Raw genomic sequence first — 20,487 nt, forward strand, 5'->3', positions numbered from 1 at the left:
CCTAGCTTAATTCATTGAGTTCGTTCTCGAACTGTTCAATATTACTGGCCAGTTTTTCAGCATCAATCTTATAGCGGCCTTCTGCGATGGCAGCTTTAATCTCTTCCACTTTTTTACTGTCCACTTCTGGAATATCGTTTAATTTAGATTGTACATTTTGCAACTGCTGCGCTTGCGAGGTGATCGACACCGAATCGCTTTTAGTTGCTGCGCCACCATTACTGGCAGTTTGAGGTGCAGAAGTTGCGCCACTTTTACCGCCTGTTGGTGTCGTAATTCGGTTGTTAGTTCCTGTATTTACATGCTTTATATCAATAGCCATTGTGAGTTCCAACTTGTATAAATGAGATCAACATACCTGTCTATCGGCCTGCATTTCTAAAGCTTTAGCTGAAGATGCGCAATTATTATAATTTTTTTGCTAGCAGATTTCACGACTTACATACGTACCTCAACTTCGCCTACACCAATCACCCTCGCATTGACTTTTTTATTGGAATGGCTGTTGCGAATTCTAATCCGGTCGCCCAAATTTCCATCCCTCAGTGCTTCACCCACGGTTTTAATTTCAAAGTTTGCCGTTTTGGCATAGATAGAGACCGTATCGCCTTTGCAGACAAAACATAAGTTATCGGTAAAAAGTGGCTGGTTCATGCTAATACGCCGCTTCACTCGGGTACCGACAACCAGTGCGGTATCGTCAAACTGTTGACCACGAAGCTGACTTTGCTCGATATATTCAATGCCCACTGCACTCGATGAGATCACATCACCAGGGCCTAGTGTTTCGGTGGCTACGACTACAGGGTAGAGAATGTCTACTCTGACAGAAATAAATATTTGCCATGGATACGCCATTTGAGGCGTCTCGCAGCTTATCTTAATGGTGTTATTACGTTTTATGGCGCGAGTGGTCGCGAGTTCAGCATTCACAGGACCTATACACAGTGGTGGACTTAATCGGGTATCAAGGTTTTGCGGTGTGATGGATACCTTGGCATGGGGCGGAACATCAATATTATCTTCAATTATGCCTATAGCTAATTGGGAAATGGTCGATAGAGAAGGGGTATGCGGTTTTACCTCAGCACTCAGGTGCCAAGGTAACAGTAAAATGATGAAAAAGTACGCTAAATTTACTTTCATAATGAATAGACTAGCTTGATCAGCTAGATTACACCTATACTTTCGTTGTGACCTGATACTGACAGCAATTAATAAAACAAAAATAGCGTCAGAAGTTTGACAAAATATCGGTCAGGTTGTCATATAAAGTAGATAAAGCAATTAGTATGCCTATACTCAAGTTACGCGAGAGATTTTTAGGTCAGCATTCACCACGCCGGGAAGGCAACAAGGCAAGGCATTATGTCGAATATTCTTGAATCGGTTAATAAACGTACTCAATTAGTTGGTCAGAACCGCTTAGAGTTACTGCTGTTTAAATTAAACGGTCGCCAACGTTTTGGTATTAACGTCTTTAAAGTTAAAGAAGTATTGCAGTGTCCACCACTGACGGGGTTACCTAAACTCAATACTTTTGTTCGTGGTGTGGCTCACATTCGAGGCAAGACGATTTCGGTGATTGATTTGAGTGCTGCGACAGGTGGGCGCCCAATAGAAAACACGGAAGGATGCTTCATCATTATTTCTGAGTATAACCGCAGCGTACAAGGCTTTTTGGTCAGCTCGGTAGAGCGGATCATCAATATGAATTGGGAAGCTATCATGCCGCCGCCACAGGGCGCAGGTCGTTATTCTTACTTAACTGCGGTGACTGAAATTGAAGGTGAGTTGGTCGAGATATTGGATGTTGAAAAAATCCTCGATGAGATCTCGCCGGTGAAAACCCAAATCAGTAAAGAGGTTGATGAGCAGTTAACAATTGATAGAGAGCAGCATTACCATATTATGGTCATTGATGATTCAGCTGTGGCGCGTAAACAGATCATCAGAGCACTTGAGTCTTTGAGTTTGCAAATTGATACAGCAAAAGATGGCCGTGAAGCGTTAGATAAACTGACAGCAGTTGCAGCTGAAATGGATAATGTGGCCACAGAAATCCCACTCATTATCTCTGATATTGAAATGCCCGAAATGGATGGGTATACACTGACGGCTGAGATTCGCGATAACCCAAAACTTAAAGACATTAAAGTGGTTCTACACACGTCGTTAAGTGGGGTATTTAATCAGGCTATGGTTGAAAAAGTGGGTGCTAATGACTTCATTGCCAAATTTAACCCAGATGAACTTGCCGCAGCAGTAAACAAACATTTAAGTTTATAACTGCAAATTGATATAAGATGCACTTTTTATCTTGTATCAGACAGTTAGCTAATGTATAAAGCTGCGCTGCCATTTACTTGCTATAGTGTATGTTGTAGCTGATTTTAATTTAATATTGGGATGCCACGGTGCCGAATAAATCACTCGCTGAAGCGGAATACAATCAATTCAGATTATTTCTGGAGCAACACAGCGGTATTGTGCTGGGTGACAATAAACAATATTTAGTTCGTAGCCGGTTGGCGCCATTGATGGGCAAATATAATTTGCCGTCATTGTCTGAGGTGGTGAAGCATTCAATGAAGCCAACCGAGCGGCAATTGCGTGCAGAAGTGATTGACGCGATGACGACCAATGAAACCTTATGGTTCCGCGATCGGTATCCGTTTGAATTGCTAGGCAACACGCTGTTGCCTGAATATAGCCGTCTTGGTCGACCGTTAAAAATATGGTCAGCGGCGTGCTCATCAGGGCAAGAACCGTATTCACTAGCGATGACCATTCTGGAGTATCAGCAAAAACGCCCTGGCACTCTGCCGGGAAGCGCATCCATATTAGCAACAGATTTGTCACCTTCTATGCTAGAAAAGTGTAAAAGCGGCGAATACGACAGCTTGGCTTTGGGGCGTGGTTTGTCAGAGGAAAGAAAGCGTCAGTTTTTTGATGCGACAGCCAATAGCACCATGACCATTAAGCCTAACGTCAAGCGTTTGGTGAATTTTCGAGCACATAACTTGCTTGAGAGTTATACCTTGTTAGGCAAGTTTGACATTATTTTTTGCCGTAATGTGCTGATCTATTTTGCACCAGAGGCAAAGGCAAAAATCTTGCGGCAATTTGCTGCCGCTTTAAATCCAAAAGGCATTTTATTTTTGGGCGCATCCGAGTCTATTGCTGGTTTAACTGAAGAATTTGATATGGTGCGGTGCAACCCAGGGATTTATTACCAAAAGCGTAATTAAGCAGACATTTACTACCATTTAATTGCCTAAAAATGCCAACCATTGTGTTGGCATTTTCGTTTAACTCACTTCTGTTACTCTCCTCTTGTTTTTATTGGCACAACTATTGCTTTATTTATTACATCTATTTGAGGAGGCAATTTTATGGCGATCAGTTTTGACAAAGCGTTGGGGGTTCATCAATACACATTGGGAGTGCGCTCTCAACGTGCTCAGGTGATCTCATCAAACATAGCGAATGCCGATACACCTCACTATAAAGCACAAGACATTGACTTTGATAAGGCAATGCAATCAGCACGTTCAAATCAAAGTGGCCTAGCAATGAGCGAAACCAATAGTAAGCACTTTGATTTAAAAGCATTGACCCAACAGCATGTTGCTTATCGAGTGCCTAATCAGCCAGATACAGGTGATGGCAATACCGTTGATGTGCAACACGAAAAATCTGAATTTATGCAAAATGCTTTGGAATACCAAATGTCGCTTGGATTTCTCGATAGTAAGTTTTCCGGCCTTAAAAAAGCCCTGAGAGGAAGTTAATTATGAGCTTATTCGATATTTTTAATGTGGCCGGCTCAGGCATGTCAGCGCAATCGGTCCGATTGAATACAACGGCAAGTAATATTGCTAATGCTGATGCGGTTTCTAGCAGTGTTGAAGGCACTTACCGAGCAAGACACCCCATTTTTGAAGCAGAGATGGCGAAAGCCACTCACCAGCAACAAGCGACTACTTCAGTGAAAGTCGCAGGCATTGTAGAAAGTGATATGCCGTTGCAAAAAGAATTCTCACCTTCTCACCCTATGGCTGACGCAGATGGTTTTATCTATAAGCCCAATGTCAATGTGATGGAGGAGATGGCGAATATGATTTCAGCGTCACGGTCTTATCAGATGAATGTGCAAGTGGCAGATGCAGCAAAGTCGATGTTGCAACAAACACTACGTATTGGCAAACAGTAGGAGGTAAGCAGTGAGCCTCATTAATCCGTTAACTAATCAACCACTGTCGAGTCAATCAACGGCAGACAAGACGATAGCGCCGGCACAAGCGACTAGTGATATTGGTAGAGCCAGTGCATCGGCTCAAACTCAGACTGAGCTAACAGGTAATCCATTCCTTGATGGCATTCGACTACCAGAAGAGTCGTCAATTCCAGAAGCCAACAGCCAGGAATTGACCCAAGAAGACTTTTTCTCGTTACTCAGTCAGCAGTTATCGATGCAAGACCCATTTAAGCCAGTTGATAACGATCAGATGATTGCGCAAATGGCCTCATTCTCTACGGTAGATGGTATCAATAATCTTAATGAAGAGATTGTAAACCTTAATACCGTCATGACATCGAGTCAGGCGTTGCAGGCGTCAGGCTTGGTCGGCCAGAAAGTACTGATTCCGTCAGATACTGGTCATATCTCAGCTGAGGACCCAAGCCTAAAAGGTATTGTCAGTACGCCAGAGCCTATAGAAAGCATTACGGTACGAATTGAAGATGAGAAAGGTCAGCTAGTTAAGACCTATACCGTAGATGGTAGTGCCGGCGGCAATATTGATGTGGCTTGGGATGGCCTAGACAAGAATGGTGAGCCTGTTGCTAGTGGAAATTACTCAATTAAAGCGACAGGACGAGTTGATGGCGAGAATCAAGATTTGCCAGTCTCAACCTATGCACACGTAACCAGTGTGTCACTCGGAACAGCAAGCACAGGTGCCATCTTAAATTTAAGAGGTATCGGTGGCATTAAGCTCGGTGATGTTTTGGCAGTGTCTGAAACTTAACATTTGGGCAGATTTGGCTTTAAGCCTAATTTATACAGAATTTTATGATAGGGGTGAACTATGTCGTTTAACATTGCATTGAGTGGGATCGCCGCGGCTCAAAAAGATCTAAATACTACGGCTAATAATATTTCCAACGTTAATACTGTTGGCTTTAAAGAGTCACGTGCTGAGTTTGCAGATGTGTATGCCAACTCAATTTTTGCCAATAGTAAAACGGCGGTGGGTGGCGGTGCAACGACTACACAAGTTGCCCAGCAATTTCATCAAGGCAGTTTGCAGTTTACTAATAACGCACTTGATATGGCCATCAATGGTGGTGGCTTTTTCGTTACCTCATCAGAACTAGGCTCACAAGATCATAGTTACACACGAGCTGGTGCTTTTAAGGTGGACGCGGATAGCTATTTGGTTGACTCTGCGGGTAACTTTTTACAAACCTTCCCGGTTGATGCCGACGGTAACTCTACATCAGTGAGCTTAACGACTACGCAGCCGGTTAAGATTCCTGATACTGCAGGTAGTCCGCAGATGTCAGAAAATGTCGGCCTGCAAATGAACTTAAATGCCGGCGAAGCAACATTAGACCCAGCAAACTTTGATCCCAACGATCCCGATACCTATAACAATTCTACTTCGGTCACCATGTATGATTCACTTGGCGAGCCGCACATTATGACGACCTATTTTGTGCGTCCGCCAGAAGCGGCCTATACCGGTGAAAGTAACTGGGTGGCATTTTATGCTGTTGATGGCCAACAAGTTGATTTAGATGGTCCTGCGGGTACTTATCAAACAGATACCAATGGTGATGGCACCCCAGATGGTACTGGCAGTGCGACCAATGCGGGTGGTTGGAAAGGAGCAGTATTAACCTTTAACGACACAGGCGCCTACACCGGTAGCGACCCTGCTGTGATAACCACTGAAGAGCTTGGTGTTAATGGTGCTAACGTATTAGGCCCAGGTGCCGATGGTACGCAAACATTAACCGTTAACTTCAATAACCCGACCCAGTATGCATCACCATTTGAAGTCACTGAATTGACTCAGGACGGCACCACAGTTGGACGTTTGACCAATGTGGAAGTGGGCGCTGATGGTCTGATTAATGCCAGTTACAGTAATGGCTCGACCGTGCCGCTAGCACGTGTTGCGCTGGCGCGTTTTTCTAATGAGCAAGGCTTAACTCAAGTCGGTAATACTTCTTGGAAAGCGAGTTTGGATTCAGGCCCTGCACTAGCGGGTGAAGCTAACAGTGGTACATTTGGTAGTATTCGCTCATCGGCACTTGAACAATCCAATGTTGATTTGACGACAGAGTTAGTTGATTTGATTTCAGCGCAGCGCAACTTCCAAGCAAACTCCCGTACTTTGGAAGTTAACAATACCCTCCAACAAACCGTGTTACAGATCCGCTAGATTTTATTAAGGTGTTGCCGATGGCGGCAACACCTTGCCTCCTGCTATTGCCTTCCTTTTTGTGATACCCCTTCAATGGTTTAACCGCTTGATTTTGAAAAACTCCCCAGCGCCAAAATTATGAACATTTATTGGCACGAAGTTTGCTTTTAACTTGTTAATAGAAGTTTAAGTTGAAAGATTGACGGAGCTGCAAGTGGATAAATTACTCTACGTCGCCATGAGTGGCGCTAAGCAGAATATGAATTCGCTCGCTGTGCGAGCTAACAACCTTGCCAATGCAAATACTGATGGCTTTAAAGCTGATCTTGAACAGGCTCGCACTATGCAGGCTTTCGGTGAAGGTTTGCCAACTCGCGTATTTGCGATGACAGAGAACCCTTCAGCCAATTTTGCAAGTGGTCCTATTAAAACCACTGGCCGTGATCTTGATATTGCAGTAGCCGGTGAGGGCTGGATAGCAGTACAAGGTGCTGATGGTGGAGAAGCCTATACGCGCTCCGGTAGCTTAAGTTTTGACTCTACGGGTCTGTTGTCAAACAACCGCGGTAACCCTGTCATGGGGGATGCTGGACCCATAGTGTTGCCGCTGCCAATTGAGAAAGTTGAGATTGCTCAAGATGGCACAATCTCGGTCAGACCGTTAGGTTCAACCGCTGAGGTTATTGAAGAGGTCGGCCGCATAAAGCTAGTGAGTCCAGGCAACGAGAACTTAATGCGTGGTGAAGATGGACTATTTAGGCAGATATCCGGTGAAATCGCGCCCGCTAACCCTTTTGTTTCAGTAGAGAGCGGCGCTATCGAGGGCAGCAATGTCAATGCTGTTGAAGAGATGGTCTCGCTGATTGACATGCAACGCCAATTTGAGATGCAGGTCAAGATGATGAAAACCGCAGAAGAAACCGATCAGGCTTCTTCAACATTAATGCGCATTAGCTAGGAGAAAGAGTATGCATCCCGCGTTATGGATAAGTAAGACTGGTCTTGATGCCCAGCAAACCGATATTTCGGTCATATCAAACAACGTCGCTAATGCCAGCACTGTTGGTTATAAGAAAAGCCGCGCTGTATTTGAAGATTTACTGTACCAAACTGTCAATCAAGCTGGCGGCATAAGCGCCTCAAATACCAAATTGCCGAACGGTTTGAATATTGGTGCCGGTACCAAGGTGGTCGCCACTCAAAAGATGTTTACCCAAGGCAACATGCTGACCACCGATAACTCTCTGGATTTAATGGTAGAAGGCCCAGGTTTTTTTGAAGTGCAGTTACCTGACGGTACAGCCGCTTATACCCGTAATGGCCAGTTTACTCTTGATGACACCGGGCAAATAGTCACGCCAGGTTCAGGGTATGTGGTACAGCCACCGATCACCATTCCCGATGATGCCATCAGTATCACTGTGTCGGCGGAAGGCGAGGTGTCAGTGAAAACTCCTGGCACTGCAGATAACCAAGTTGTGGGTGAGCTGAGTATGACGGATTTTATCAATCCAAGCGGCTTAGATCCGATGGGACAAAATTTATATTTAGAGACTGGTGCGAGCGGTACGCCAATTCAAGGCACGGCTTCACTGGATGGCATGGGCGCGATTCGTCAAGGTGCACTAGAAACTTCTAACGTCAATGTAACAGAAGAGCTGGTGAACCTAATTGAAAGTCAACGCATTTACGAGATGAACTCTAAGGTTATCTCTGCCGTTGACCAGATGCTCTCTTATGTTAACCAAAATCTGTAAACGGAGGCATTGATGAATAAATTACTGATATGTCTAACCGCCGCTGCTATTTTGGCCGGTTGCAGTTCATCGAATACTAAGCCTATTCCAGATGATCCGTATTATGCGCCGGTTTACCCGGAAGCACCGCCAACTAAAATCGCAGCCACTGGCTCAGTTTATCAAGATAGCCAAGCTTCAAGCCTGTATTCAGACATTAAAGCACTGAAGGTTGGTGACATCATTACTGTAATTTTGATGGAAGAGACGCAAGCGAGCAAAAGCGCTAACAACGAAATCAAGAAGGGAACGGATCTGACGTTAGACCCCATATATGCGGGCGGTGGCAATATAACTATTGGCGGTCAGCCAATTGATTTGCGTTACAAAGACAGCATGAATACCAAGCGTGAGTCCGACGCAGACCAAAGTAATAGCTTGTCTGGCAGTATTTCAGCCAACGTGATGCAAGTGCTCAATAACGGTAACTTAGTCATTCGTGGCGAAAAATGGATCAGCATCAATAATGGTGACGAATTTGTTCGTCTAACCGGTGTCGTGCGCTCGCAAGATATTCGTCCAGACAACACGATTGACTCTCCGCGCGTAGCTAATGCGCGCATTCAATACAGCGGTACCGGCACATTTGCTGATGTGCAGAAAGTCGGCTGGCTTAGCTCATTCTTTATGGGTAGCTGGTGGCCTTTCTAAGGAGTTCACATGAAGATTAAACTGTTTTTTACCGTCGTCTTACTATTGTTAGCAAATCTTAGCTACGCACAGCGTATTAAAGATATTGCCAATGTACAGGGCGTGCGTAATAACCAATTGATTGGTTATGGTTTGGTAGTGGGTTTGCCCGGTACAGGGGAAAAAACACGTTATACCGAGCAAACCTTTAAAACGATGTTGAAGAACTTTGGTATCAACCTACCTGATAACTTTCGCCCTAAAATCAAAAATATCGCGGTAGTGGCAGTACATGCTGATATGCCGCCTTTTATCAAGCCGGGTCAAACTCTTGACGTAACGGTATCGAGCTTAGGTGAAGCTAAGAGTTTACGCGGTGGCACACTGCTGCAAACATTCCTAAAAGGGGTAGACGGCAACGTATATGCCATTGCCCAAGGCAGTTTGGTGGTCAGTGGCTTTAGTGCTGAAGGTCTTGATGGCTCGAAGGTGATTCAAAATACCCCAACGGTTGGACGTGTACCTAATGGCGCAATTGTTGAGCGAACCGTTGCTACGCCGTTTTCAACGGGCGACCACTTGACCTTTAATTTACGCCGAGCTGATTTCTCAACCGCAAAAAGATTGGCCGACGCAATCAATGAGTTACTTGGCCCTGGCATGGCTAGACCATTAGATGCTTCATCTGTGCAAGTCAGTGCTCCTCGTGATGTATCTCAACGTGTTTCGTTTTTAGCGACACTAGAAAACATTCAGGTTGAGCCTGCTGCTGAGTCTGCCAAAGTGATTGTTAACTCTCGTACCGGCACCATTGTCGTCGGTCAAGACGTACGTTTGCTGCCTGCGGCGGTAACCCATGGTGGCCTAACTGTGACCATTGCTGAAGCAACCCAGGTCTCGCAGCCTAATCCGTTTGCTGGTGGTGATACCGTGGTAACCAGTGATACCACGATTGATGTGGCTGAAGAAGATAATCGCATGTTCTTGTTCAATCCTGGCACAACATTAGATGAGTTAGTCAGAGCAGTAAATTTAGTGGGAGCGGCACCGTCAGATGTGCTTGCTATTCTTGAAGCGCTAAAAATGGCAGGCGCTTTGCATGGTGAACTTATCATCATCTAAATTTTGTCGGTATTGAAATGGATAAGCTATCAAACTCATCGCACTTTCTGGACATTGGCGGCCTAGATTCACTGCGCGCCAAAGCCCAGAAGGACGATCAAGCAGCGCTAAAGGAAGTTGCCCAGCAGTTTGAAGGCATATTCGTACAGATGTTGATGAAAAGCATGCGTGATGCCAATGCGGTCTTTGAATCTGATAGTCCGATGAATAGCCAGTACACCAAGTTTTATGAGCAAATGCATGACCAACAAATGTCGGTCAATCTGTCAGATAAGGGCATGCTTGGCTTAGCGGATTTAATGGTTCAACAGTTGTCTCCAGGCACTAGTGATGTCACCCCTGCTTCGGTATTGCGCGGTGATATGGCATCACCTGTTAGTCAGAGCAAGCCTGCACATCTCAGTCAGCAAATGCAGCAGTCATCGTCGGCAATGCCAACACTGGATGACATTGTTAGCGGCAAGAGTTTGCCTTCTGAAGTGGCGCGTAGCGGGACACACTTTAACGACCAACAAGATTTTATTCGCCAGTTATACCCCCATGCAGAAACAGCGGCAGCCAAGCTGGGAACCACACCAGAAGTTCTCATTGCCCAGTCAGCACTTGAAACCGGTTGGGGACAAAAGGTGATTCAGGCCAAAGATGGCCAGCCAAGTAACAACTTATTCAACATTAAAGCGGATAAACGTTGGCAAGGTGATAAAGCAGCAGTGAATACGCTCGAATTTGAACAAGGCATTGCAGTGCAGCAACGGGCTGATTTTCGCGTTTATGATGATATCAAGCAGAGTTTCGATGATTTTGTTTCGTTTATTTCTGATGGGCCGCGTTATCAAAAAGCACTAGAAAAAGCCGCGAACCCGTCAGATTTCATTCAAGGGTTACAAGATGCAGGGTATGCAACAGACCCTAAATATGCCGAAAAAGTGATGCGAGTGATGCAGTCCATAGGTAAGGATGTGTCAGTTAGCTTAGGAGGAGGTCAGTAATGTTAATCAGATGTCGTTGTGACCAACTTGAACAATTAACGAGGGTTAGCTGATGTCGATGGATCTACTAAATATTGCTAGAACTGGCGTACTGGCATCGCAATCGCAGCTGGCTGTCACCAGTAATAACATTACCAATGCCAATACCGAAGGTTATCACCGTCAGGTAGCGCAGCAGTCGAGCCTTGATACCCAAAGAATGGGTAATAGTTACTTTGGCGCTGGTACCTACATCTCCGATGTAAAACGTATATATAACGAGTATGCGTCTCGTGAGTTACGTATTGGTCAGACGGCAATGAGTCAAGCGCAAGCTACCGATATTAAGATGAGCGAGATGGACCAGCTGTTCTCGCAAATAGGTAAGTCTATCCCACAAGGGTTAAGCGATCTGTTTGCTGGGTTTAATAGTTTAGCGGATCTACCTGATGATTTAGGTATCCGTGGTAGCGTATTAGGCAACGCCGATCAAATAGCATCGGCGCTAAATCAGATGCAATCACACCTTGATGGTCAAATGTCTCAAACTAATGACCAGATAGCGGCAATTACAGACCGAATTAACGAAATTAGCACCGAGCTTGGCCATATCAACCAAGAGTTGATGAAGTCGCAGGGTCAAGATATGGGGTTACTTGATCAACAAGATGCGCTCATTAAAGAGTTGAGTGAATATGGTCAAGTGAATGTGATACCGCTGGAGTCTGGCGCTAAAAGCATCATGCTAGGTGGCTCGGTGATGTTGGTATCTGGCCAGATTTCAATGCAAATGAGCACCACAACGGGTGACCCTTATCCCGGTGAGCTGCGGATTCAAACTTCGTCAGGCGCTCAAAACCTCGTTGTTGACCCATCTAAAATGGGGGGCAGTTTAGGGGCCTTATTCCAATTTAGAGATGAGACCTTGATACCCGCCCAGCTTGAAGTGAATCAGCTTGCACTGGGCGTTGCTGATGCATTTAACCAAGCACAGCAAGATGGCTTTGATCTCTATGGTGAAGTGGGAGAAAACATCTTTGTTGACATCAATGACCCCTCAATGGCTAACGGCCGAGTGGGCGCTTATGGCAATAACACTGGCAACGCGGCGCTGAGAGTTAATATAGATGACGTTGGAGCGTTAACAGGTTCAAGTTATGAGCTGTCGTTTACTGCGCCATCGACCTATGAGTTAAAGGACAATGTTTCTGGTGCGGTTACACCACTGACGTTAGTTGGTAGCGAACTTCAAGGTGGCGATGGTTTCACTTTGCATATTGACTCGGGTGCCTTGGCTTCTGGCGATCGATTTGAAATCCGTCCTACCTCTGGTGCAGCATCAGGTATTGCCGTTGAGATGACCGATGCTAAAAAACTGGCGGCGGCAGGCCCAACAATTAGCGCTGATGCAGCTAACTCCGGCAATACAGATGTCAGAATGGTTAGCATTGATGATCGTAACGCTGCCAACTTTCCAGTGACAGGTTCTGAGCTGACCTTCGAGATAAACACCACCACCAATACCTTTGAAGTATTCGATGCAAACGGGACATCATTGGGTGCGCCAGCTGCTTATACGCCACCGAATATCAGTGCCTATGGTTTTACCTTTGAAGTTGAGTCAACCGCAGGCGCTACCGATCGATTTACTTTTGATTTGTCTTTTGCCCCAGGTGACAACAGCAATGCTGTTGCCATGGCTGGCCTAAGTGATTCTAAAATAATGAATAACGGCACATCGACGCTCAGTGATGTATATGAGCAGACCAAATTATCCATTGGCGGCAAAGCCAAAGCTGCCCAGGTTGCACTGGGCTCCGCTGAAGCGGTGTACACCCAAGCGTACAACCGTGTACAGAGTGAGTCGGGGGTCAACCTTGATGAAGAAGCCGCCAATCTAATGCGTTTTCAACAAGCCTATCAAGCGTCTGCAAGGATCATGACTACGGCCAATGAAATCTTCAATACTTTATTTAGTTCGGTGCGTTAGGAGTTAGTGGTATGAGAATTTCAACAGCGCAGATGTTTACCCAAAATATTAACGGTATTTTGGATAGACAAACCTCAACAAGCAAGATCATCGAACAGATCTCTAGTGGTAAGCGAGTGAATACCGCTGGCGACGATCCTGTCGCGGCAATTGGTATCGACAACCTTAACCAGCAAAATGCGCTAGTTGATCAGTATATGAAGAACATTGACTACGCGACCGGTCGGCTTAGTTTGACTGAAAGCAAGCTTGGTAGTGCGGAAACACTGGCAACTTCTGTGCGTGAACAAGTATTACGGGCAGTAAATGGTGGTCTTTCTGATTCCGAGCGGCAAATGGTTGCCGATGAGCTCAAGGGAACCCTTGAAGAGTTACTTGCCATCGCTAATACCAAAGACGAATCGGGTAACTACATGTTTGCCGGTTATGAAACTGGTAAGCAACCCTTTGAGTTCGATGCGGCGGGCCAGATGGTGTATGCCGGTGATAGTGGTGTACGTGATGCGATTATCGCCTCTGGAGTGGTCGTTGGCACTAATGTTCCTGGCGATCAGGCTTTTATGAACGCACCAGGAGGATTGGGTGATTTTCGTGTCAACTATTTGGCATCTCAAGTAGGTGATTTCAATGTAGAAAGCGCTGAGATCGTCGATCCTCTGACTTATGTAGAAGATGATTACACTTTTAACATGGTGGGCACGAGCTTAGAGGTCAGAGATTCCAGTAATGCCTTAGTGACAACAGTACCTGCGTTTGATCCCACTAATCCGGTTAGCTTTAACGGTATTGAAGTCAAACTCGATGGTATGCCCGCTGCTGGCGATAGTTTCAGCATCAGCCCGCAAGATTCGGTCAGTATTTTTGACTCCATCAATGAAGCAATAACCTTGCTAGAAGATCCTAATAAGATAAACACGGCTCAAGGTAAAGCGGAACTGGCACAGATATTGAATGATGTAGATAGCGGCATAAATCAGATCAGTATTGCCCGTGGCGTATCAGGAAATAGTTTAAAGAGTCTTGAAAGCCACAGTTCGACACACGTTGAAGAGAAGCTGGTCAATAGCTCTGCGTTATCAATGTTAGAAGACCTTGATTACGCCTCCGCAATCACGGAGCTAGAGAAGCAACAACTGGCACTTAATGCGGTATCAAGTGTGTTTACAAAAGTGGGTTCAACGACCCTGTTTGATTATATCTAACTGATGCTTATCGGTTAACAATTTAACTGTTTAATTTAGCCAAGCTCGAAGTCTTGGCAGTGCAACCAAGAAGAGGAAAACACAATGGCTATTAATGTTAATACCAATGTCACGTCAATGAAGGCGCAAAAGAACTTAAACATGTCGACGCAAAACTTGGCAACGTCAATGGAACGTTTATCAAGTGGTCTACGTATTAATAGTGCTAAAGATGATGCGGCAGGTCTGGCTATTTCTAACCGCTTGAACTCACAGGTTCGTGGTTTAGAAGTGGGTATGCGTAACGCTAACGATGCGATTTCTATTGCACAGATTTCTGAAGGTGCGATGCAAGAGCAAACCAACATGCTACAGCGCATGCGTGATTTGGCGATTCAATCTGAAAACGGTGCCAACAGTACTGCTGATTTACAAGCATTGAAAGATGAGATGGATCAGCTAGCACTTGAGATCACCGCTATTGGTAACAGTACTGCATTTGGTGATACCAAATTGCTAACAGGTGATTTCTCTGCGGGTAAACTATTCCAAGTAGGCCACCAAGATGGTGAAGATGTCACTATTTCGGTTGGTACACTAAATGCGCAAGTTTTATCGGTAGGCGCGCTGACGGTACTCACCAGTGCTGGCCGTAACTCGGCAATTGGTAAGATTGATGACGCCATCAAGGTCATTGATACCCAACGCGCTAAGTTAGGTGCGGTGCAGAACCGTTTAGCACATAACATTAGTAACAGTGCCAATACTCAAGCTAACGTTGCCGACGCGAAGAGCCGAATTGTAGATGTGGACTTTGCCAAAGAGACATCAACAATGACTAAAAACCAGGTACTACAACAGACAGGTTCAGCCATGTTGGCGCAGGCGAATCAGTTGCCGCAAGTTGCATTATCGTTACTTGGTTAATAGAAAAATAGCCTGAAGTTTGTGCGCAACGCTCATGTTGTGCACAAACCCTATTTAAAAATAATATCAAATTCAGTTGGTTAATTGAATTTGATATTTTTTTTAAAAAAAAGCTAAAGATATAAAATCCTCTGCCGTTAAATTTACTGTAACCAATTAGCTCAGCCTGGCTTAAGCAGACAGGCATTAGTTTTAAGTCAGGTATTAAGAGGAACAGATTATGGCTATTACAGTAAACACTAACGTTACTTCTCTAAAAGCTCAGAAGAACCTAAATCACTCAAGCAGTAATCTTGCGACTTCTATGGAGCGTTTATCAAGTGGTTTACGTATTAACAGTGCGAAAGACGATGCCGCAGGTCTTGCAATTTCAAACCGCTTGAACTCACAGGTTCGCGGTCTTGAAGTCGGTATGCGTAACGCCAACGATGCGATTTCAATTGCGCAAATCTCTGAAGGTGCAATGCAAGAGCAAACCAACATGCTGCAACGTATGCGTGACTTGACTATTCAGTCGGAAAACGGTGCAAACAGCTCTGATGATTTAGCGGCGCTAAAAGCTGAAATGGATCAGCTAGCACTGGAAATCACTGAAATTGGTAATAACACTGCATTTGGTGATACTAAACTGTTAGATGGCTCATTTTCAGCAGGTAAAAACTTCCAAGTTGGTCACCAAGATGGTGAAGATATTACCGTTAAAGTGGGAACTTCAGACGCTGGTTCATTAAGTGTTGGTGGTTTAGATAACAGTACTTCAGCTGCACGTGGTTCAGCTTTAGGAAAAATCGATGCTGCAATTAAAACCATCGATACACAGCGTGCAGAGTTAGGTGCGATTCAAAACCGTTTATCGCATAACATTAGTAACAGTGCTAATACTCAAGCAAACGTTGCTGACGCTAAGAGTCGTATTGTGGACGTGGATTTCGCCAAAGAAACTTCTACAATGACCAAGAACCAAGTATTGCAACAAACGGGTTCTGCAATGTTGGCTCAAGCTAACCAGCTTCCTCAAGTGGCGCTATCTTTACTATAATATTGGGTATTGATAGGCTAATTTGACCAAACAAGGGAGGTTCGGCAACGAGTCTCCCTTTTGTCGTATTTTAAGGATAATGATTAACGTGGGGGTGTAGTATGGTGACGGATATGAATTTGGTAACTCAATCCAATGCCGCAACTGCTAAGATAGATATAGGAACCACACCTATAAAACCTACAGCAGCAAAGGATGCTGAGCTGGATAGAACTTCTGCGATTCAAGCGGTTGAAGAAAGTGAAAAAACAGCCAAAGCAGAGGAAGAACCCACTAGCGAACAGATGCAGAAATTAGTTGACGATATGTCGACCATGATGGCTGTGATGCGCAAAGGATTGGCATTTAAGATTGATGAAAATTCTGGCACAAATATTGTTAGTGTCATGGACATTGAGTCAGGTGATGTGATTCGTCAAATTCCTAACGAAGAAGCGCTTAAATTAGCGCAAAAACTAACGGAAGTGACGGGTCTGTTAATGAAAACCGAGGCGTAAACACGGTTGTCGGTATTAAAATAGTTTAAGTAGAGGTTTTTATGGCATTAACAGCAACGGGTATCGGTTCAGGGCTCGACATTAACACCATTGTCGGTGTGCTGGTCGATGCCGAAAAAGTCCCTAAAGAAGCTATTTTTGACCAAAAAGAAGCAACCATCGATGCCAAAGTGTCTGCTATTGGGACACTAAAAAGTGTGTTATCCACATTCCAAGATGCGCTCGAGAAATTGACTGATGGTGCAAGCCTTAATCAGCGAATTGTATCAACTGGTGACAGCCTCTATTTAAGCGCTACTGCGGATAAAACGGCGACTACAGGTTCGTACAATATCCAAGTTGAACAATTGGCGACAGCACATAAAGTTGCCGGCGCATTTACCGCAGATAAAACTGCTGCGATTGGAGAGGGTAGCCTAGATTTTACCGTCAATGGTGAGTCATTTACTGTTGATGTCGGTGCGACCGATACACTTGAAGATATTGCTAAAAACATTAACGACTCATCTGAAAACGTGGGCGTTACCGCGACAATTGTCACAACCAACTCGGGAAGCCGCTTAGTACTGAGCTCAGATACCGAAGGCCCAGACAATCAAATTACCGTTGGCGCCACAGATACTGCCGGAACCGGTCTTAATGATATGTTTGGCGGTATTAACTTAACAGAAGTTCAAGCCGTGCAAGAATCAATTATCTATGTTGATGGGCAACAGTTAAATTCACAAACCAATGAAATTACCGGCGCGATTGCTGGCGTTACGTTGAACCTGACTGATGCCGATGTAAATAAAACCACTACGCTAAAAATTGAACAAGATGATGAAGCGGTAAAAGAGAATGTGCAGGGGTTTGTTGATGCTTACAACAGCCTAATGAGCTCCATCGATAAGATGTCTTCTTATGATGCTGAAAAAGAAGAAGCAGCTGCACTGCAAGGTGACTCTATGATTCGCTCTTTAGAATCGCAAATGCGTAATATGATTAGTAGTCGGGTTGATGTAGATGGTAAAAGCATCGCGCTTTATGATATCGGTATTGAGGCTGATCGATACGGGAAGTTGAGTGTTGATTCAGCAAAGCTTGATGAAGTGATTAAGAATGACATGGCGAGCATTGAAGGACTATTTGCTACCGAAACAACCGGATTAGCCAATCGTCTTGATGAACTTGCAGAAGGTTACGTAAAAACTGGCGGCTTAATTGATTCTCGCAATAACGCTTATACCAGTGACAAGAGAAGACTAGATAGTGATCGAGAGGCGTTTGCATTGAAAATGGAAATGCTTGAGGCTAGGCTGTTTAAACAGTTCAATGCGATGGACTTGGTGGTTGGGCAGTTAAATCAGCAAGCTTCCGGTATAGTAAACGGCTTAAATTCATTACCAGGCGTTATAAGTAGCTCATAAAGCTAGGTTGTGAGACAGGAGTTGTATCGTTGCAAACCATAGAACAAGTTAATAATGCAGTATCAGATACCTTGGTTAAGTTAGAAGCCCTACCTGCAGAAGATGAAGCAACTGATAAGTTGGTATCAGATTTGCAGGAGTTGATTGCAAAGCGTCAACTTTTACTCGATGGCTTGTTGTTAGCCCCAAAAGATGAAGACCGAGAGCAGTTAGAGTTGCAACTGAAATTGACTCGGGATTTTGAAGTGCAGGCAAAAGCTGTACTTCAACATCGGCAGGAATTGCTTCACATCGGCCGTAAAAGTAAACGTCAACTTAATGTTTATAAGTCTATAGATTCTAATAGGTAGGTGTGTATGAGAAGGTCATTACAGTCATATCGAAAGGTATCGGTGGAGAGCGAAATATCTGTAGCTTCACCCCATCGTATTATCCAAATGATGTTTGAAGGCGCACTGCAGCGTCTTGCTCAAGGTCGCTATGCTATCGAACAAAACGATGTGACCAACAAAGGTATTTATATTGGTAAAGCCATTGGCATCATTACTGGTTTAAATAACAGCTTGAACATGGATGAAGGTGGAGAAATCGCCAATAACTTAAGCGATTTGTATGACTTTATGCTTCGTAGAATCTCCGAAGCGAATATGAATAATGACGTACAAGCGATAGATGATGTCAGTGAGATTCTTCGCACTATCAAAGAAGGTTGGGATGCTATTCCTAGCGACCAACACCACATGGCGTCTCAGCCTGAGGCTATTTAGCCCTGCAGTAATTACCTTTGGAGTCTTGGCAGGTGTCAAACATTTGGCATCTGCTGCTGCATACGTTGAGATTTTGAGCTAAAATCATGAGAGTTCAGCATAAAATGCAACTGAGGCTTGCTAATAGCTTGCCGATAATACACTATTCCTCATGGTAGTCGTTTATCGGAATGTTTAAGTAAGACTACTTTCAGCTTTTAGGCAACGAACACTAATAATTAATGCGAATAATACTGAGCGCTTTACGGCCTTCTTAAATGATGCAAATAGATCAACGAATTCTCATTGTAGGTAGTCAATCAGAGCGAATAAATCGCTTATCATGTGTATTTGAGTTTCTTGGTGAACAAGTAGACTTAATTGCCGTCGATAAACTTGAAGCGCGATTACAAGATGCTCGTTACCGCGCCTTGGTGATTACCTCTGATGCCCAAACTAAAACTCTGATCCAATCCATTGCTGCGTCTATCCCGTGGCAACCTGTACTGGTTATGGGACCGGCTGAAGATATTGGTGCATCTAATATTCTGGGCTTTATTGAAGAGCCTCTCAATTATCCTCAATTGACTGAACTGCTGCATTTTTGTCAGGTGTTTGGTCAAGCTAAACGACCCGATATCCCGACTAGCGGTAATCAAACAAAGCTGTTTCGCAGCCTCGTTGGTCGCAGTGAGGGGATTGCCAATGTTCGCCACCTTATCAGCCAAGTATCGGCATCTGATGCCACAGTTTTGATTCTAGGTCAGTCTGGAACAGGCAAAGAAGTGGTTGCGCGCAACATGCATTATCTCTCAGAGCGCCGAGAAGGCCCCTTTATTCCTGTTAACTGCGGCGCTATTCCACCAGAGTTACTTGAAAGTGAGCTGTTTGGTCATGAGAAGGGCTCCTTTACCGGTGCAATTAGTGCTCGTAAAGGTCGTTTTGAATTGGCTGAAAAAGGGACACTCTTTTTAGATGAAATAGGTGATATGCCGCTGCAAATGCAGGTTAAGCTATTGCGTGTTTTGCAAGAAAGAACCTTTGAGCGGGTCGGGGGCAATCGTTCTATTAGTGCCGATGTACGCGTAGTAGCGGCAACTCATCGCGATTTAGAAGAGATGATTGAAAAAGGAGATTTTAGGGAAGATTTATATTATCGCCTTAATGTCTTCCCAATTGAAATGCCCGCGCTTTGTGAGCGTAAAGATGACATCCCACTGCTGTTGCAAGAGTTAGTTAGTCGAGTTTATAACGAAGGCCGCGGTAAAGTACGATTTACCCAGCGTGCGATTGAATCACTAAAAGAACATGGGTGGTCAGGCAACGTTCGAGAACTGTCTAATTTGGTTGAGCGTTTAACCATTTTATATCCAGGTGGTCTCGTCGATGTTAATGATTTACCGATGAAGTATCGACATATTGATGTGCCTGAATATGAAGTGCAGGTCAGTGAAGAAGAGCTTGAGCGCGAAGCGCTGGCGTCAATCTTCAACGATGAAGAGCCGGTAGATATTCCAGAAACACGCTTCCCGAGTGAACTTCCTCCGGAAGGGGTTAATCTAAAAGATCTATTGGCAGAGCTTGAAATCGATATGATTCGTCAGGCGTTGGATCAGCAAGACAATGTTGTTGCCAGAGCTGCAGAAATGCTCGGTATTCGTCGTACAACATTAGTTGAGAAAATGCGTAAGTATGGCATGAGTAAAGATTAACCGTAACACATACCAATAAAGCCTCTTGTTGTT

Annotated in this window: 22 protein-coding genes; 20 read left to right on the forward strand and 2 right to left on the reverse strand. The window is 44.5% G+C overall.

The window, feature by feature from the left end:
* Nucleotide 1: 1 nt before the first annotated feature.
* Nucleotides 2-322: a flagellar biosynthesis anti-sigma factor FlgM gene (gene flgM / locus L865_RS0101925; protein ID WP_028771680.1), complete on the reverse strand. Its 321-nt coding sequence runs from the start codon at nt 320-322 to the stop codon at nt 2-4.
* A gap of 116 nt (nt 323-438) precedes the next feature.
* Complete coding sequence (flgA, locus tag L865_RS0101930) at nt 439-1,146, reverse strand: flagellar basal body P-ring formation chaperone FlgA (RefSeq protein WP_028771681.1); 708 nt, start codon at nt 1,144-1,146, stop codon at nt 439-441.
* Between the two features lie 222 nt (nt 1,147-1,368).
* Between flgA and L865_RS0101935 the strand changes: the two genes are divergently transcribed.
* From L865_RS0101935 to L865_RS0102030, 20 genes are all read left to right on the forward strand, one after another.
* Nucleotides 1,369-2,289, forward strand: coding sequence for a chemotaxis protein CheV (locus tag L865_RS0101935; RefSeq protein ID WP_028771682.1), 921 nt, complete (start codon nt 1,369-1,371; stop codon nt 2,287-2,289).
* A 128-nt stretch (nt 2,290-2,417) separates the two neighbouring features.
* Nucleotides 2,418-3,251, forward strand: coding sequence for a CheR family methyltransferase (locus L865_RS0101940; RefSeq protein WP_028771683.1), 834 nt, complete (start codon nt 2,418-2,420; stop codon nt 3,249-3,251).
* 144 nt (nt 3,252-3,395) lie between these two features.
* On the forward strand, nt 3,396-3,794 hold the full coding sequence (gene flgB / locus L865_RS0101945; RefSeq protein ID WP_028771684.1) for a flagellar basal body rod protein FlgB: 399 nt from the start codon (nt 3,396-3,398) through the stop codon (nt 3,792-3,794).
* A gap of 2 nt (nt 3,795-3,796) precedes the next feature.
* Nucleotides 3,797-4,216: a flagellar basal body rod protein FlgC gene (gene flgC, locus L865_RS0101950; RefSeq protein ID WP_028771685.1), complete on the forward strand. Its 420-nt coding sequence runs from the start codon at nt 3,797-3,799 to the stop codon at nt 4,214-4,216.
* Between the two features lie 10 nt (nt 4,217-4,226).
* Entirely contained in the window at nt 4,227-5,033 is an 807-nt protein-coding gene (gene flgD / locus L865_RS0101955) for a flagellar hook assembly protein FlgD (RefSeq protein WP_028771686.1), read from the forward strand.
* 60 nt (nt 5,034-5,093) lie between these two features.
* Entirely contained in the window at nt 5,094-6,455 is a 1,362-nt protein-coding gene (gene flgE, locus L865_RS0101960) for a flagellar hook protein FlgE (protein WP_028771687.1), read from the forward strand.
* A 196-nt stretch (nt 6,456-6,651) separates the two neighbouring features.
* Complete coding sequence (flgF, locus tag L865_RS0101965) at nt 6,652-7,395, forward strand: flagellar basal-body rod protein FlgF (RefSeq protein WP_028771688.1); 744 nt, start codon at nt 6,652-6,654, stop codon at nt 7,393-7,395.
* Between the two features lie 10 nt (nt 7,396-7,405).
* A complete protein-coding gene (flgG, locus tag L865_RS0101970) occupies nt 7,406-8,194 on the forward strand; it encodes a flagellar basal-body rod protein FlgG (protein WP_028771689.1) in 789 nt (262 codons plus the stop codon).
* A 12-nt stretch (nt 8,195-8,206) separates the two neighbouring features.
* Nucleotides 8,207-8,884 carry a flagellar basal body L-ring protein FlgH gene (gene flgH / locus L865_RS0101975; protein WP_028771690.1) on the forward strand — a complete coding sequence of 226 codons (678 nt, stop codon included), beginning with the start codon at nt 8,207-8,209 and terminating at the stop codon, nt 8,882-8,884.
* A gap of 9 nt (nt 8,885-8,893) precedes the next feature.
* On the forward strand, nt 8,894-9,985 hold the full coding sequence (locus L865_RS0101980; protein WP_028771691.1) for a flagellar basal body P-ring protein FlgI: 1,092 nt from the start codon (nt 8,894-8,896) through the stop codon (nt 9,983-9,985).
* Between the two features lie 17 nt (nt 9,986-10,002).
* The gene (flgJ, locus tag L865_RS0101985; RefSeq protein ID WP_028771692.1) at nt 10,003-10,974 is read left to right on the forward strand and encodes a flagellar assembly peptidoglycan hydrolase FlgJ; all 972 of its coding nucleotides are present in this window, start codon (nt 10,003-10,005) and stop codon (nt 10,972-10,974) included.
* A gap of 52 nt (nt 10,975-11,026) precedes the next feature.
* Entirely contained in the window at nt 11,027-12,943 is a 1,917-nt protein-coding gene (gene flgK / locus L865_RS0101990) for a flagellar hook-associated protein FlgK (RefSeq protein WP_028771693.1), read from the forward strand.
* 11 nt (nt 12,944-12,954) lie between these two features.
* On the forward strand, nt 12,955-14,145 hold the full coding sequence (flgL, locus tag L865_RS0101995) for a flagellar hook-associated protein FlgL (RefSeq protein ID WP_028771694.1): 1,191 nt from the start codon (nt 12,955-12,957) through the stop codon (nt 14,143-14,145).
* A gap of 84 nt (nt 14,146-14,229) precedes the next feature.
* Nucleotides 14,230-15,051 (forward strand): flagellin N-terminal helical domain-containing protein, encoded by an 822-nt coding sequence (locus tag L865_RS0102000; protein WP_028771695.1) that lies wholly within the window; start codon nt 14,230-14,232, stop codon nt 15,049-15,051.
* A 220-nt stretch (nt 15,052-15,271) separates the two neighbouring features.
* A complete protein-coding gene (locus tag L865_RS0102005; RefSeq protein ID WP_028771696.1) occupies nt 15,272-16,090 on the forward strand; it encodes a flagellin N-terminal helical domain-containing protein in 819 nt (272 codons plus the stop codon).
* Nucleotides 16,091-16,203: 113 nt separating this feature from the next.
* On the forward strand, nt 16,204-16,587 hold the full coding sequence (locus L865_RS0102010) for a flagellar protein FlaG (RefSeq protein ID WP_245608376.1): 384 nt from the start codon (nt 16,204-16,206) through the stop codon (nt 16,585-16,587).
* Nucleotides 16,588-16,628: 41 nt separating this feature from the next.
* On the forward strand, nt 16,629-17,996 hold the full coding sequence (gene fliD / locus L865_RS0102015; RefSeq protein ID WP_028771698.1) for a flagellar filament capping protein FliD: 1,368 nt from the start codon (nt 16,629-16,631) through the stop codon (nt 17,994-17,996).
* 29 nt (nt 17,997-18,025) lie between these two features.
* On the forward strand, nt 18,026-18,346 hold the full coding sequence (locus tag L865_RS0102020; RefSeq protein WP_028771699.1) for a hypothetical protein: 321 nt from the start codon (nt 18,026-18,028) through the stop codon (nt 18,344-18,346).
* Nucleotides 18,347-18,352: 6 nt separating this feature from the next.
* Nucleotides 18,353-18,763, forward strand: coding sequence for a flagellar export chaperone FliS (fliS, locus tag L865_RS0102025; protein ID WP_028771700.1), 411 nt, complete (start codon nt 18,353-18,355; stop codon nt 18,761-18,763).
* Between the two features lie 257 nt (nt 18,764-19,020).
* On the forward strand, nt 19,021-20,454 hold the full coding sequence (locus L865_RS0102030) for a sigma-54 dependent transcriptional regulator (protein ID WP_028771701.1): 1,434 nt from the start codon (nt 19,021-19,023) through the stop codon (nt 20,452-20,454).
* Nucleotides 20,455-20,487: the final 33 nt, after the last annotated feature.

Origin of the sequence: Shewanella waksmanii ATCC BAA-643 (genome assembly GCF_000518805.1) — a bacterium.
Lineage (GTDB): Bacteria > Pseudomonadota > Gammaproteobacteria > Enterobacterales > Shewanellaceae > Shewanella > Shewanella waksmanii.